Genomic DNA, 16,123 nt, shown 5'->3' on the forward strand with positions numbered 1-16,123 from the left:
GATCCAAACCGCGCCGAAGCGGCGCCCATAAAAAGGGAGAACCTGCATGACCCGTACAACAATCAAAGGCCTGCTGCTCGCTTCGAGCATTCTCGGCACGGCCGGGCTGGCGCACGCCGAGGACGTGACGCTGACCATCGAAAGCTGGCGCAACGACGACCTGGCGATCTGGCAGGAAAAGCTGATCCCGGCCTTCGAAGCCAAGAACCCGGGCATCAAGGTCAAGTTCGCGCCGATGGCGCCGACTGAATACAATGCCGCGCTCAACGCCAAGCTCGATGCCGGCTCCGCGGGTGACCTCGTTACCTGCCGTCCGTTCGACGTTTCGCTCGAACTCTACAACAAGAAGCATCTCGCCGACCTGACGGCGCTGCCGGGCATGGAAAACTTCTCGCCGGTCGCCAGGTCCGCCTGGACCACCGATGACGGCAAGGCCACCTTCTGCGTGCCGATGGCATCGGTCATCCACGGCTTCATCTACAACAAGGACGCCTTCGACCAGCTCGGCATCCAGATCCCGACGACGGAAGCCGAATTCTTCGCCGCCCTCGACAAGATCAAGGCCGACGGCAACTACATCCCGATGGCGATGGGCACCAAGGACCTCTGGGAAGCCGCGACCATGGGCTACCAGAACATCGGCCCGAACTACTGGAAGGGTGAAGAAGGTCGCGCTGCGCTGATCAAGGGCGAGCAGAAGCTGACCGACGAGCCGTGGGTCGAGCCCTACCGCGTTCTTGCCAAGTGGAAGGACTATCTCGGCGACGGCTTCGAAGCCCAGACCTATCCGGACAGCCAGAACCTCTTCACGCTCGGCCGCGCCGCGATCTATCCGGCCGGCTCTTGGGAAATCGGCCTGTTCAACACCCAGGCCCAGTTCAAGATGGGCGCCTTCCCGCCGCCGGTGAAGAACGCCGGCGACACCTGCTACATCTCGGACCACAACGACATCGGCATCGGCCTCAATACCAAGAGCGCCCATGCCGAACAGGCCAAGACCTTCCTGACCTGGGTCGCTTCGCCTGAATTCGCCGACATCTACGCCAATGCGCTGCCGGGCTTCTTCAGCCTCAACTCGACCCCGGTGAAGATGACCGATCCGCTCGCTCAGGAATTCGTCTCCTGGCGCGAAAAGTGCAAGCCGACGATCCGCTCGACCTACCAGATCCTGGCGCGCGGCACGCCGAGCCTCGAAAACGAGACCTGGGTCGAATCGGCCAACGTCATCAACGGCACGGATACGCCGGAGGTTGCGGCCGAGAAGCTGCAGAAGGGCCTCGACGCCTGGTACAAGCCGGCGAAGTAAGAAGAGACGTAAGCGCAACAGGTTCCCTCCCCTTTTGGGGGAGGGTCGGCCCTACAGCGCCGCGCGTCTCAGACGCGCAAAGAGCACCTTGAACCGGATGGAATTTAAGGATGCCGTAGGGACCGGGCGGGGCGACATGCCGCAAGAGGCACTCCCCCAGCCGAAGCGTCACCGGCCTCCCCTAGTGGGGGGCCACCGACGCAGTCGTTTGCAAAAGAACGCGATAGACTTAACCTTCGTCATGAGCCCTTAAAAAGGGGCAGATGGCATACGGCGAGACCGGCCGTGTGGCGTCGGTGCGCATCGTGATTGTCTGGGGAACCGGTCTTCTAGAAACGGATGGATCAATGAGTGACGCTCTTTCAGTGCAAGACGGAAAGCCGACCGCAAGGCGGCCGAAGCGCTGGCACATCCTCGTCTTCCTGCTCCCGGCCTTCCTGGTCTATTCGGCGGTGATGATCCTGCCGCTGATCGAGACGCTCAGGCTCTCTCTGTTCAACACGGTCGACGGCCAGCCGGCCTTCGTCGGCCTTGCCAATTTCCAGACGCTGTTTGGAGAAGAGCGCTGGGCCCACGACTTCTGGAACGCACTGAAGAACAACGTCATCTTCTTCATCATTCACATGTGCGTACAGAACCCGATCGGCGTGGCGCTCGCCGCCATGCTGTCGATCCCGAAGCTGCGATTCGTCACCTTCTACCGCACGGCAATCTTCCTGCCGACACTGCTCTCCTTCGTGATCGTCGGCTTCATCTGGAAGCTGATCCTGTCGCCGATCTGGGGCGTGTCGCCCTGGATCCTCGACCTCGTTGGCCTGAAGTCGCTGTTTGCACCCTGGCTCGGGAAGCCGGGTTCCGCGCTCATCGCCGTGTCGCTGATCTCGGTGTGGCAATATGTCGGCATCCCGATGATGCTGATCTACGCAGCGCTGCTCAATATTCCCGATGAGGTGATCGAGGCTGCGGAATGCGACGGCGTCACCGGCTGGAGCCAGTTCTGGAAAATCAAGCTGCCGCTGATCCTGCCGGCCATCGGCATCATCTCGATCCTAACCTTCGTCGGCAACTTCAACGCCTTCGACCTGGTCTACACGGTGCAGGGCGCGCTTGCCGGCCCCGACGGCTCGACCGACATTCTCGGCACGTTGCTCTACCGCACCTTCTTCGGTTTCCAGCTGCAGCTCGGTGACCGCTCCATGGGCGCGACAATCGCCACGGTGATGTTCCTGATCATCCTCGCCGGCGTGTCGCTCTACCTCTTCGTCATCCAGCGCCGCATGCGCCGCTACCAGTTCTGAGGAGACCGGAGATGTCGAAAGCACGCGATTCCATCTTCCGCACCGGCTTCGTCCATGTGGCACTGATCGCCTACACGCTCGTGTCACTGTTTCCGGTGTTCCTGACGATCATCAACTCGTTCAAGGATCGCAACGCGATCTTCAGGGCACCGCTGACGATCCCGACGCCGCAAACCTTCAGCCTGATCGGTTATGAAACCGTTCTCGGCCAGGGCGACTTCGCCACCTATTTCCAGAACAGCTTCATCGTCACGATCGTCTCGATCGCGCTGGTGCTGCTCTTCGGGGCGATGGCCGCCTTCGCGCTGTCGGAGTACCGCTTCCGCGGCAACACCGTCATGGGCCTCTATCTGGCGATCGGCATCATGATCCCGATCCGGCTTGGCACCGTCGCCATCCTCCAGGGCATGGTCGCCGCCAACCTGGTCAACACGCTGACGGCGCTGATCCTGGTCTACACGGCGCAAGGGTTGCCACTCGCGATCTTCATCCTCTCGGAATTCATGCGCACGGTTTCGGATGACCTGAAAAATGCCGGGCGCATCGACGGGCTATCGGAATACGCGATCTTCTTCCGCCTGGTGCTGCCGCTGGTCAGGCCGGCGATGGCGACCGTCGCGGTGTTCACGATGATTCCGATCTGGAACGACCTCTGGTTCCCGCTGATCCTCGCTCCGGCCGAAGCGACCAAGACCGTGACGCTCGGTTCGCAGATCTTCATAGGCCAGTTCGTCACCAACTGGAATGCGGTGCTTGCGGCGCTGTCGCTCGCCATCCTTCCCGTACTCGTCCTCTACGTCATCTTCTCGCGGCAGCTGATCCGCGGCATCACGGCAGGAGCAGTCAAGTGAGTGCAAGCAGCAAACCGGTCCGGGTCCTCGTTGCAGGGCTCGGCAACATGGGGCGCAGCCATGCGCTCGCCTATCACAACAATCCCGGCTTCGAGATCGTCGGCCTCGTCAACCGTTCGAAGGTGCCGCTGCCGGAGGAGCTGAGCGGCTACGAGATCCATCCCGACTTCAAAACGGCGCTTGCCGAACTGAAGCCGGAACTCTGCTCGATCTGCACCTATTCCGACAGCCATGCCGACTTTGCGGTCATGGCATTTGAAGCGGGTGCCGACGTCTTCGTCGAAAAGCCGCTCGCAACCACCGTCGCCGACGCAGAGCGCGTTGTCGCGGCGGCCAAGAAGCACGGCCGCAAGCTGGTGATCGGCTACATCCTGCGCCACCATCCCTCGTGGATCCGGCTGATTGCCGAAGCCCGCAAGCTTGGTGGTCCCTACGTCTTCCGCATGAACCTGAACCAGCAGTCGAGCGGACCGACCTGGGAAACGCACAAGTCGCTGATGAAGACGACGTCGCCGATCGTCGATTGCGGCGTGCACTATGTCGACGTCATGTGCCAGATCACCGACGCCAAGCCGGTGGAAGTGCGTGGCATGGGGCTTCGCCTCTCCGACGAGATCGCGACCGACATGTATAACTACGGTCACCTGCAGGTGATCTTCGAGGATGGTTCCGCCGGCTGGTACGAAGCCGGTTGGGGCCCGATGATCTCGGAAACCGCGTTCTTCGTGAAGGACGTGATGTCGCCAAAGGGATCCGTGTCGATCGTCATGGACCAGAACGCCAAGTCCGATGACATCGACATGCACACCAAGACCGCTGTCATCCGGCTGCACAATGCCGAGACCGGCCCAGACGGCCGTTTCCTCAAACCCGACGAGGACCTGAAAATGGACGGTGAACCCGGTCACCAGGAACTCTGCGACCGCGAACAGGCCTATGTGCTGAAGGCCATTCGCGAAGACATCAACCTCGACCGTCACATGAACGACGCCGTCCAGTCCCTGCGCATCTGCCTTGCGGCGGACGAAAGCGTGCGGACCGGCAGACCAGTCAAACTCTAAGGGGGCAACCAGGTGGGATCGCTTCAACTCAAATCCATCCGCAAGGCCTATGGTAGCCATGAGGTGCTGAAGGGCATTGACCTCGAGGTGAAGGACGGCGAGTTCGTCATCTTCGTCGGACCATCCGGCTGCGGCAAGTCGACCTTGCTGCGCACCATTGCCGGCCTCGAGGACGCGACCTCGGGCAGCGTGCAGATCGACGGCACCGAAGTCGGCCACGTGGCGCCCGCCAAGCGCGGCATCGCCATGGTGTTCCAGTCCTATGCGCTCTATCCGCACCTGACGGTGAAGGACAATATGGGGCTTGGCCTGAAGCAGGCCGGCAAGCCGAAGGCGGAGATCGACGACAAGGTCGGCAAAGCGGCGAGCATGCTGTCGCTCGACCCCTACCTCGCCCGTCGCCCGGCCGAACTTTCGGGCGGCCAGCGTCAGCGCGTGGCGATCGGCCGCGCCATCGTGCGCGAACCGAAGCTCTTCCTGTTCGACGAGCCGCTTTCGAACCTCGATGCGGCGCTGCGCGTCAACACCCGGCTCGAAATCGCAAGGCTGCATCGCAGCCTGAAGGCGACGATGATCTATGTGACCCACGACCAGGTGGAGGCAATGACGCTCGCCGACAAGATCGTCGTGCTCAACGCCGGCAAGATCGAGCAGATCGGCTCGCCGATGGATCTCTACAACCGGCCCGCCAACGTCTTCGTCGCCGGCTTCATCGGCTCGCCGCAGATGAACTTCATCGACGGCGCGCGCCTTGGCGACACCCGCGCCAAGACGATCGGCATCCGCCCTGAGCATATGGCGCTTTCGCGCGAAAGCGGCGACTGGAAGGGTAAGGTGGTTCACGTCGAGCATCTCGGCGCCGACACCATCGTCTATCTCGAATCCGAACAGGCCGGCACCATCACCGTGCGGCTCTTTGGCGAACATCGCTACGCGCCCGACGACATCGTCTATGCGACGCCGATGGTCGGCAGCATGCACCGTTTCGGCGCCGACGATCGGATCCTCGACTGAGCCGTTCTTAGGGCCACGCCCTATCACAGCTACGTGAAATTAAGCCGCCATGGAGCATAAACCCCTGTGGCGGCTAAGTTATTTTTTGGCTCGACGCACCGCATCCTGCTGTTGCGCTGCAAAGCAAATTAACATACATTTGTGTTTGTATATTAGCTTTCCGGTATTTGCCGACCCTGATACCGGTTCCGCTTCCCTTCACTTCCGGACCGCACGGGCCTCTTGCGAGATGCACCGGCCGCCTGCGGTCACCGAATATGGACATCGCTATGCGCATGAACCGACCGACACTGGCCGCCGCCTTGGCAACCGTGATTCTTCTTTCCGGTTGCCAGAAAGAGGACGAGGCGCCGGCAGCCGCCGCATTTCCCCCGTCCGCGGTCGCCGTCTTCACCACCAAGACCGAAACGCTGCCGATCACCAACGAGCTTCCCGGCCGCATCACCGCGACACGCGTCGCCGAAGTGCGCCCGCGCGTCTCCGGCATCGTCGTCGAGCGTGTCTTCCAGCAGGGCTCCAAGGTCAACGAGGGCGACGTGCTCTACCGCATCGACCCGGCCCCCTTCCGCGTGCAGGTCGAAAAGGCCGAGGCAACGCTCAGGCGTGCCCAGTCCGTGCGCCTGCAGGCCCAGCAGAAGGCTGACCGCCAGGAGCAGCTGAAGAAGGCGAACGTCGTTGCCGCCCAGAGTTTCGACGACGCGTCCGCCCTGCTGGCCGCCGCCGACGCGGACGTCGCGATTGCCCAGGCGGGTCTGGCGGCAGCGCAACTCGACCTGCAATATGCCGACGTCACGGCGCCGATCAGCGGCCGCATCGGCCGCGCGCTGATTACCGAAGGCGCACTGGTCAGCGCCAACAGCTCGGAAAATCTCGCGACGATCCAGCAGCTCGATCCGCTCTATGCCGACTTCACCCAGTCGGCGACCGACCTCATCCGCCTGCGCAAGGCGCTCGAGGAAGGCGAGATGATGAGCGGTGACGAGGAGGCCGAAGTCCAGCTCGTGCTCGACGACGGCACCGCTTACGAACACAAGGGCAAGCTCCTGTTTTCGGAAGCGGCCGTTGATGCGACCACCGGCCAGGTGACGCTGCGCGGTGAGTTCCCGAACCCCGACAATGACCTGCTTCCGGGCATGTACGTGCGCGTGCTCGTTCAGCAGGGCGTCGAGAAGGACGCGATCACCGTTCCGCAGCAAGCCGTCCAGCGCAACAATGCCGGCCAGTCGCAGGTCTATGTCGTTGCCGCCGACAACAAGGTCGAGTTCCGCAATGTCACGCTCGGCCGTACGATCGGCACCCGTTGGCAGGTAACCTCCGGTCTCAAGGCCGGCGAGAAAGTCATCGTCGAAGGCTTCCAGAAGATCGGCCCCGGTGCGCCGGTCGAGCCGACGGACTGGAACCCGGACGCAAAGCCTGCGGCCGAAGCGGCGCAAACGACGGCATCTGCCGGCGAGAAGCCTGCCGAAGCTACAAAGTGAGTTTGATTGATGCCTAGTTTTTTCATCGACAGGCCTATTTTTGCCTGGGTGGTGGCGATCTTCATCATGGTCGCCGGCGTCATTGCGATTCCGCTTCTGCCGGTCTCGCAATATCCTGACGTCGCGCCGCCACAGATCTCCATCAACACGAGCTATCCCGGCGCTTCGTCGCAGGACACCTATCAGAGCGTCACGCGACTGATCGAAGACGAGCTGAACGGCGTCGAAGGCCTGCTCTACTTCGAATCGACGTCGAGCGCTTCCGGCTCGGTTGAAATCAGCGCCACCTTTGCGCCCGGCACCGATCCGGGACAGGCGGCGGTCGACATCCAGAACCGTGTTCGCCGCGTCGAGCCGCGCCTGCCCGATTCGGTCAAGCGCCAGGGCGTGCAGGTTGATGAAGCCGGCTCCGGCTTCCTGCTGATCATCGCGCTGACCTCGACCGACGGCTCTATGGATGCGATCGGCCTCGGCGACTACCTCAGCCGCAACGTTCTGAGCGAAGTGCAGCGCGTGCCCGGTGTCGGCCGCGCGCAGCTGTTTGCCACCGAACGCTCGATGCGCGTCTGGCTCGATCCCGACAAGATGCTGGGTCTCAACCTGACGGCTGCCGACGTGACGGCTGCGATCCAGGCGCAGAACGCCCAGATCGCCTCCGGCTCGATCGGCGCGCAGCCGAACCCGATCACCCAGCAGATCAGCGCACCCGTCGTCGTCAAGGGTCAGCTCGAGAGCGCCGAGGAATTCGGCGCCATCGTGCTTCGCGCCAATCCGGACGGCTCTTCGGTTCGCCTGCGCGACGTCGCCCGTCTCGAGATCGGCGGCGAGAGCTACGCCTTCTCGACGCGGCTCAACGGCAAGCCGTCCGCGGCCATCGCCGTCCAGCTTTCGCCGAGCGGCAACGCCATGTCGACCTCGGCTGCGATCAAGGAACGCATGGACGAACTGGCGAAGTTCTTCCCGCAGGGCCTCGAGTATTCGATCCCCTACGACACCTCGCCCTTCGTCGCCGTCTCGATCGAGAAGGTGCTTTCGACCCTCGTCGAAGCCGTTGCGCTCGTCTTCATCGTGATGTTCCTGTTCCTGCAGAACATCCGCTACACCATCATCCCGACGCTCGTCGTGCCGGTCGCTCTGCTCGGCACCTGCGCCGTCATGCTGGCGATGGGCTTCTCGATCAATGTGCTCACCATGTTCGGCATGGTGCTGGCGATCGGCATTCTCGTCGACGATGCGATCATCGTCGTCGAAAACGTCGAACGCATCATGTCGGAGGAAGGGCTGACGCCGAAGGAAGCGACCCGCAAGGCAATGAAGCAGATCACCGGCGCCGTCATCGGTATCACGCTGGTGCTTGCCTCGGTGTTCATTCCGATGGCCTTCTTCCCCGGCGCCGTCGGCGTGATCTATCGCCAGTTCTCGCTGACGATGGTCGTGTCGATCCTGTTCTCGGCGCTGCTTGCCCTGTCGCTGACGCCTGCACTTTGCGCGAGCTTCCTGAAGCAGGTTCCGAAGGGCCATCACCACGCCAAGCGCGGTTTCTTCGGCTGGTTCAACCGGACCTTCGACAAGACCTCGCACGGCTATAGCGGCCTGGTGAAGGGCCTCGTCAACCGCTCGGGCCGCTACATGATCGTCTATCTGGCGGTGCTGGCCGGTCTCGGCTGGCTGTTCATGAAGCTGCCGTCGTCGTTCCTGCCGGATGAGGACCAGGGCTATGTCATCGTGATGATGCAGCTCCCGTCGGAAGCCACGGGCAACCGGACCACCGAAGTCGTCGAGCAGACGGAGAAGATCTTCGCCCAGGAGGGCGCTGTCGAACGCATCATCGCGATCAACGGCTTCTCCTTCTTCGGCACCGGCCAGAACGCAGCGCTCGCCTTCGTGACGCTGAAAGACTGGAAGGAACGCGACGCCGACAATGCGGCCCAGTCGATCGCCATGCGCGCAACGATGGCCATGAGCCAGATCAAGGATGCGATCAGCTTCGCGCTGTCGCCGCCGGCGATCCAGGGCCTCGGCACCACGGGCGGCTTCTCCTTCCGCCTGCAGGACCGCGGCGGTCTCGGCGAAGCGGCGCTGTCGCAGGCCCGCGACCAGCTTCTCGGAATGGCCGCGGAGAGCAAGGTGCTCACGGGCGTTCGCTTCGAAGGCATGCCGGATGCGGCCCAGGTCAGCGTGACCATTGACCGCGAGAAGGCGAATACCTTCGGGGTCACTTTCGCCGACATCAACTCGACGATCTCGACCAACCTCGGCTCGTCCTACGTCAACGACTTCCCCAACGCCGGACGCATGCAGCGCGTGACGGTGCAGGCGGACGAAGGTCAGCGCATGCAGACCGCCGACCTCCTGAACCTGAACGTCCGCAATACCAATGGCGGCATGGTACCGCTGTCAGCCTTCGCGACCGTGGAATGGGTGAAGGCTTCGACCCAGACGATCGGCTATAACGGCTACCCATCCGTCCGTATCAGCGGTGAAGCCGCCCACGGCTACTCCTCGGGTGACGCGATTGCCGAGATGCAACGGCTGGCGGGGCAATTGCCTGCTGGCTTCGGTTACGAGTGGACCGGCCAGTCTCTGCAGGAAATCCAGTCGGGCACCCAGGCACCGCTCCTGATCGCGCTGTCGTGCCTTCTGGTATTCCTGTGCCTGGCCGCACTCTATGAGAGCTGGTCGATCCCGGTCGCGGTCATCATGGTGGTGCCGCTCGGCGTCATCGGCTCCGTTTTGGCGGTCACCATGCGCGACATGCCGAACGACGTTTACTTCAAGGTCGGTCTCATCGCGATCATCGGCCTGTCGGCCAAGAACGCGATCCTGATCATCGAGTTTGCCAAAGAACTGCGCGAGCAGGGCAAATCGCTGATCGATGCGACACTGGAGGCGGCGCATCTGCGCTTCCGTCCGATCCTGATGACGTCGCTGGCCTTCACGCTCGGCGTTCTGCCGCTGGCGATCGCCACGGGTGCCAGCTCGGGCAGCCAGCGCGCCATCGGCACCGGCGTCATGGGCGGGATGATCTCGGCAACGGTGCTGGCGGTCTTCTTTGTCCCGGTGTTCTTCGTGTTCGTCACGAAGATCTTCGGTCGCAAGAAGGTGGAAAACACACCGACAGCCGCAGAAAACCCGACACCAGCCGAGTAAGCTGACATTGGACGGCCCGCCCATTCGGCGGGCCGTCGCCTGAGGAGGAATGAATGCGCCGAACAAAGGCCGACGCAGAAGCAACCCGGCAGAAGATCCTAGGCGCCGCAGAGCGCGTCTTCTATGAAAAGGGCGTGTCCAACACCACGCTTGACGAAATCGCCAAGGTCGCAGGCGTCACGCGCGGCGCCATCTATTGGCACTTTGCCAACAAGACCGACCTTTTCCTTGCGCTGCACGACGCCGTGCCTCTGCCACAGGAAGACATGGTCGCCCGCGAAATCGAGGCGGAAGCAGCCGATACCCTTTCCATTCTCGAAGGCGCCATGGGCGACTGGCTGGATGTTCTGGCCGCCGACGAGCAGCGCCAGCGCATTCTGACGATCATGTTGCGCACCAATTACGACGGCGACATGAGCGAGGTCCTGACCCGCCAGAAAGAACTCGACGAGCGCCACAATGTCCTGCTCGAACTCGCCTTCTCGCGCGCGCTCGCCAAGGGTCAGATGCACGAGAGCTGGACGCCGGCCTCGGCGACGCGGACACTGCACTGGATGATGCTCGGCCTCTGTACCGAATGGCTGCTCTTTGGCCGCCGCTTTGATCTGACGGCCGACGGACGCGAAGGTCTGAGCCGCCTGTTTGCCAGCTTTCGCGCGCCGGCGATCACAGCAACCGCCGTTGCCGCACGCCCCTAACATCCTGAGCCGGCGCCCGTGCGGGTACCGGCTCGGATGCCTTTCGGGCCCTCTTAGCTGAACACCACCGTCTTGTGACCGTTGAGCATCACGCGCCGCTCCAGGTGCAGCTTGACGGCTCGGGCAAGCACGCGGCTTTCAATGTCGCGGCCGGTCGCGACAAAATCCTCGGCCGTCAGCGCATGGCTGACGCGCTCGGTTTCCTGTTCGATGATCGGGCCTTCGTCGAGATCGGGCGTAACGTAATGCGCCGTCGCGCCGATCAGCTTCACGCCGCGCTCGTGCGCCTGATGGTAGGGCCTGGCGCCCTTGAAGCTCGGCAGGAAGGAATGGTGGATGTTGATCGCCTTGCCGTAGAGGCGCTTCGACAGGCTGTCGGAGAAAACCTGCATGTAGCGGGCGAGGATGACGAGGTCGGCGCCGGTCTCCTGCACCAGGCGCAAGAGCCGCTCCTCCTGCTCGGCCTTGTTCTCCTTCGATACCGGCCAACAGTGATAGGCGAGCCCCTCGGCTTCCGCCGTACGCCGGCTGTCCTCATGGTTGGAGACGATGGCAACGACCTCCGCATTCAGCCAACCGACGCGGATCTGGTAGAGCAGGTGCAGCAGCGCATGGTCGAACTTGGAAACGAGGACGAGGATCTTCGGTTTCACGCCTGCATCGGCAAGAGTGGTCCGCATCTGGAAGCGCTCGACGGCCGGGCGCAGGGCGCGCTCAACGTCGCTTGCAACAACATTTTCCGGCACCTGGAAAGCGATGCGCATGAAGAAGCTGTTCGTCTTTGTATCCCAGAACTGGTTGCTCTCGGCGATGTTGGCGCCGAGGCCGGCAAGCTCGGTGGTGACGGCGGCGACAATGCCGGGCTTGTCGTCGCAGGACAGGACAAGAATGAAGGTCTTCGGCGCCATGATCTCCTCCGATTGCAGCCGTTTCGGACGGGGCTTCGGGCCCCTTCCCAACCGCTGCCTATGAGGTATCGAACGCGCCGGCAATCATTCCGGCAGCGACGGCCGGCGCTTTCTCTCATCCTGATGGAAAGGCGCCCGGGGGCATAAAATGCCCCCGGGCGCTGCAAGATTCATCGCATGTGACTTTTGAGGTTTTCTGAGAGGATTCCATCAGAAAACCAGGCGCAGCGCCGGATAGAAAACCGCTGCGCACTTTTTCCCCCTCGCAATTCCGGACGGAAAACCGCTACACACTTTTCCTGGAATTGCTTCAGTGCGCCTCATCCCAGTTGGTCGCGGCGCGCGCATCGACCTTGAGCGGCACCTTCATGTCGAGCGCCGGCATCGCGGCGTTCTCCATCACGGAGACGACGATCGGAATGGTCTTTTCGACCTCTGCCTCCTCAACCTCGAAGATCAGTTCGTCATGCACCTGCAGCAACATGCGGGCCGAAAGCTTCGCCTCCGCCAGTGCCGGCTCCATCTTCACCATGGCGCGGCGGATGATGTCGGCCGCCGAGCCCTGGATCGGTGCGTTGATCGCGGCGCGTTCGTTGAAGGCACGATGCGACGGGATGGACGAGCGAATATCGGGATAATGCGCGCGACGACCGAAGATGGTCTCGACATAGCCGTGCTCACGAGCAAAGGCCTTGGTGCCTTCCATATAATCGCGAATGCCGGGGAAGCGCTCGAAGTAGCGCTTGATGTAATCGCCGGCTTCGGAGCGTTCGATCGACAGCTGATTGGCAAGGCCGAAGGCCGAGATGCCGTAGATGATGCCGAAGTTGATGGCCTTGGCGCGCCGGCGGATTTCGCTCGGCATGCCCTCGACCGGCACGCCGAACATTTCGGACGCCGTCATCGCATGAATGTCGACGCTGTCGGCGAAGGCCTGGCGCAGCTGCGGAATGTCGGCGACATGGGCGAGCACACGCAGTTCGATCTGGCTGTAGTCCGCCGAGACCAGCTTGTGGCCGGGTGTGGCGATGAAAGCCGTGCGGATCTTGCGGCCCTCGGCGGTGCGCACCGGAATGTTCTGAAGGTTCGGATCCGAGGACGACAGGCGGCCGGTTGTCGTGGCGGCGAGCGCATAGGACGTGTGCACCCGCTTCGTCTGCGGGTGGACGAAACCCGGAAGCGCATCGGTATAGGTGGACTTGAGCTTGGTCAGCTGCCGCCAGTCGACGATCTTGCGCGGCAGTTCATGGCCTTCGGCGGCGAGATCTTCCAGCACCTGCGCCGAGGTCGACCATTGCCCGGTCTTGGTCTTCGAGCCGCCGGCAAAGCCCATCTTGCCGAACAGGATGTCGCCGAGCTGCTTTGGCGAACCGATGGTGAAGGTTTCGCCGGCGAGCTTGTAGATCTCGTCCTCAAGCGCCGCTGCCCCTTGCGCCAGTTCACCCGAAAGCCGCGACAGGATCTGGCGATCGATGGTGATGCCACGGTCTTCCATGCGCGCGAGCACCGCGACCAGCGGTCGCTCCAGCCGCTCATAGACGCGTGTCAGTCCCTTGGCGACAAGCCGCGCCTTCAGGATGTGCCATAGCCTCAACGTGACGTCCGCATCCTCGGCGGCATAGGCCGTTGCCCGGTCGATGTCGACGAAATCGAAGGTGACCGACGATTTGCCGCTGCCGGTGATGTCCTTGTAGGGGATCGGCTTGTGATTGAGCCAGCGTTCGGAGAGCGAGTCCATGCCGTGCGTGCCGTTGCCGGCGTCGACGACATAGGACATCAGCATGGTGTCGTCGAAGCTCTCCACGGTGATGCCGTGCCGCTTCATCACGAGGTAATCGTATTTCAGGTTCTGCGCGACCTTGAGGACCGATGGATCCTCCAGCAGCCGCTTCAGCCGGCTCAAGGCCTCGCCGACCGGGATCTGGTTTTCGGCCATCCCGCCACCAAGCAGATCACCGACGCCGGTCTTGTGAATCAGCGGAACATAGGCCGCACGGATCGAGGCACCCGTCGGATCGGGTCGATGGTCGGCGATCGCCAGCGAGAACCCGACGAGATCGGCCTGCATCGCATCGAGCGACGTCGTCTCCGTGTCGAAACCGACGACGCCGGCTTCTCGCGCAGCTGATATCCACTGGTCGAGGGTGGCGATGTCGCGGATCGTCACATAGCCGCTGTGATCGAACGGCGCCTTGGCGAAGACTTCCGCGCGGGCGGCGGCCAGCGCCTGCGGCGTGGCGTCTCCTGCGTCCGTTTCGCCGGAGCGCGACAGAACGGCAGCCGCTTCGGCCGCTTCACCGCGGACGACTGCCTTGGCGGCGGAACCGTTACTGACGGTCTTTGCTGCCTCTCCCTTGTCAAGGTCCGGACCACGCGCCTCCGCGCCCCATTCCACCGGTACATTGGCGGCATCGACGGCGTCTGTGTCGGTGCCCGTTGCCGTCGCGACACGGCGGGTCAGCGTCGTGAATTCCATCGCCTTCAAGAAAGCGATCAGCTTCGGTCCGTTCTGGGGTTCCAGGCCCAGCTCTTCCAGCGGGACATCGAGCGGCGTATCGGTCTTCAGCTCTACGAGCTGGCGCGACAGGCGCGCGAGATCGGCATTGGCGATGATGTTTTCGCGGCGCTTGGCCTGCTTGATTTCACCGGCGCGGGCAAGCAGCGTGTCGAGATCGCCGTACTCTTCCAGCAGCTGTGCCGCCGTCTTCGGGCCGATGCCGGGAATGCCGGGAACGTTGTCGGTCGAGTCACCGGTCATCGCCTGGAGATCGATCATCTTCTCCGGCGGCACGCCCCATTTCTCGATCACGTCAGGAATCGAGATCTGCTTGTCCTTCATGCTGTCGTACATCGAGACGTTCGGCGTGACGAGCTGCATCAGGTCCTTGTCGGACGAGATGATGGTGACGCTGGCGCCCGCCTTTTCGGCAAGGCGCGTATAGGTCGCGATCAGATCGTCGGCCTCATAGCCTTCCTTTTCGATGCAAGGCAGGTTGAAGGCGCGGGTCGCATGGCGGATCAGGCCGAACTGCGGAATGAGGTCTTCCGGCGGGGCGGTACGGTTGGCCTTGTACTGATCGTAGAGCGCATTGCGGAAGGTCTTCGACGAATAGTCGAAGATGACCGCGAAGTGCGTCGGCGTGACGCCGACCGACGTGTCGCGCGCATCGGTGAGCAGCTTCCACAACATGTTGCAGAAACCCGATACCGCATTGACGGGAAGGCCGTCGGACTTGCGGTTGAGCGGTGGAATGGCGTGGAACGCCCGGAAGATGAATCCTGAGCCGTCGACGAGGAAGAGATGATCACCGTTTTTCATGGGCAAATGGATAGCGCGGGGTGAGACAAAGGTCCATTGCGGTTTTCCCGCGCAACACTACATTTCGAGCCGGAAAGCAAAGCGCCTGATCACCACCGGCGATGGTGACTGACGGTCCTCTTTCGCGCTGTCGGAGCGGCATTTGAGCGACGGCTGGGGCCGGCCCGGCTTTCACGCAAACGTTACGCATTTGTAATGTCCGATTCGCCCGACCTATCCTTGAAAAGCCACATTTGACTCCTCAAATCCTAGTCAACGGCACCGAGTGATGCCGTCTTCTGGTGATTGGCCTGTCCCCCGCCCGCACCAGATGAGGACAAAGGCCTTATCCCCCTCTCCGGGCCTTTGTCCCGTTTTCAGGAAGCCGCCACGGCGCCGCCTCCGCGCCGTGGCGGTTTTTTGTTTTGCCGGGGCAGGGTCCAATCAGGCCCGCTCAAATCGGAGTGAGTGCGGCTGGAACCAAGGTACATCGCCTGCATTGTAACTTGTCTTCATGGCGGTTCGAGCGTACCGATAGGCATGGCCTTCAATCGTATGGAATCTGCGACCTACCTGGCCAGCCTTTTGGCGAAGGGCTTTTCGCGCGCGCTTCACGAGCGCGGCCAGAAGCTTGGGTTCGCGCCCGGACAATTTCCCATCCTGCTCGAGCTTTGGGCCGAAGAAGGCCTCACTCAGAAGCAACTGCTCGATCGGCTCGATATCGAACAGGCGACGATGGCCAACACACTTGCGCGCATGGAGCGCGACGGGCTCATCGTCCGCCGCAAACACCCGCAGGACAAGCGTTCGCAGCAGGTTTTCCTCACCGAACGGGCGAAGGAGATGGAGGCAGCCGCGAAAGAAGCAGCGCTTGCCGCCGACCAGTCGCTGCTTTCCGGCCTCAGAAACTTCGAGCGCGAGCTGATGCTTGAATATATGCGCATGGCGCTCGCCAGCATGGCGCGCGGCGACGGCCGCGTCTGAACTCCCTGCTCTGATCGTTCCATCAAAAAATTTGGCTTAAAGCCGGTGGCGTCTGGCTCTAAACCAGAGCAGCCGCG

At 62.5% G+C, this 16,123-nt stretch carries 11 protein-coding genes; 9 read left to right on the forward strand and 2 right to left on the reverse strand.

Annotated features, from left to right (window positions below):
* The first annotated feature begins 46 nt into the window (after positions 1-46).
* From BBX50_RS03280 to BBX50_RS03315, 8 genes are all read left to right on the forward strand, one after another.
* Positions 47-1,306, forward strand: coding sequence for an ABC transporter substrate-binding protein (locus tag BBX50_RS03280; RefSeq protein WP_065773896.1), 1,260 nt, complete (start codon positions 47-49; stop codon positions 1,304-1,306).
* A gap of 347 nt (positions 1,307-1,653) precedes the next feature.
* Positions 1,654-2,604 carry a sugar ABC transporter permease gene (locus BBX50_RS03285; protein ID WP_065773972.1) on the forward strand — a complete coding sequence of 317 codons (951 nt, stop codon included), beginning with the start codon at positions 1,654-1,656 and terminating at the stop codon, positions 2,602-2,604.
* A gap of 11 nt (positions 2,605-2,615) precedes the next feature.
* A complete protein-coding gene (locus tag BBX50_RS03290; RefSeq protein WP_065773897.1) occupies positions 2,616-3,455 on the forward strand; it encodes a carbohydrate ABC transporter permease in 840 nt (279 codons plus the stop codon).
* Entirely contained in the window at positions 3,452-4,516 is a 1,065-nt protein-coding gene (locus BBX50_RS03295) for a Gfo/Idh/MocA family oxidoreductase (protein ID WP_065773898.1), read from the forward strand. The genes BBX50_RS03290 and BBX50_RS03295 overlap by 4 nt, the downstream gene beginning before the upstream one ends.
* A 12-nt stretch (positions 4,517-4,528) precedes the next feature.
* Positions 4,529-5,530: an ATP-binding cassette domain-containing protein gene (locus BBX50_RS03300; protein ID WP_065773899.1), complete on the forward strand. Its 1,002-nt coding sequence runs from the start codon at positions 4,529-4,531 to the stop codon at positions 5,528-5,530.
* Positions 5,531-5,787: 257 nt separating this feature from the next.
* Entirely contained in the window at positions 5,788-7,008 is a 1,221-nt protein-coding gene (locus BBX50_RS03305) for an efflux RND transporter periplasmic adaptor subunit (protein WP_065773900.1), read from the forward strand.
* A gap of 9 nt (positions 7,009-7,017) precedes the next feature.
* Positions 7,018-10,158 (forward strand): efflux RND transporter permease subunit, encoded by a 3,141-nt coding sequence (locus tag BBX50_RS03310; RefSeq protein WP_065773901.1) that lies wholly within the window; start codon positions 7,018-7,020, stop codon positions 10,156-10,158.
* A 53-nt stretch (positions 10,159-10,211) separates the two neighbouring features.
* On the forward strand, positions 10,212-10,856 hold the full coding sequence (locus BBX50_RS03315; RefSeq protein ID WP_065773902.1) for a TetR family transcriptional regulator: 645 nt from the start codon (positions 10,212-10,214) through the stop codon (positions 10,854-10,856).
* A 53-nt stretch (positions 10,857-10,909) separates the two neighbouring features.
* On the opposite strand, the gene purU is transcribed toward BBX50_RS03315, so the two are convergent.
* Positions 10,910-11,764 (reverse strand): formyltetrahydrofolate deformylase, encoded by an 855-nt coding sequence (gene purU, locus BBX50_RS03320; RefSeq protein ID WP_065773903.1) that lies wholly within the window; start codon positions 11,762-11,764, stop codon positions 10,910-10,912.
* A 310-nt stretch (positions 11,765-12,074) separates the two neighbouring features.
* Positions 12,075-15,083 (reverse strand): DNA polymerase I, encoded by a 3,009-nt coding sequence (polA, locus tag BBX50_RS03325; protein WP_065773904.1) that lies wholly within the window; start codon positions 15,081-15,083, stop codon positions 12,075-12,077.
* Positions 15,084-15,602: 519 nt separating this feature from the next.
* Between polA and BBX50_RS03330 the strand changes: the two genes are divergently transcribed.
* Entirely contained in the window at positions 15,603-16,046 is a 444-nt protein-coding gene (locus BBX50_RS03330) for a MarR family transcriptional regulator (protein WP_065773905.1), read from the forward strand.
* Positions 16,047-16,123: the final 77 nt, after the last annotated feature.

Source organism: Ensifer sp. LC11 (assembly GCF_001695835.1).
Classification (GTDB): domain Bacteria; phylum Pseudomonadota; class Alphaproteobacteria; order Rhizobiales; family Rhizobiaceae; genus Ensifer.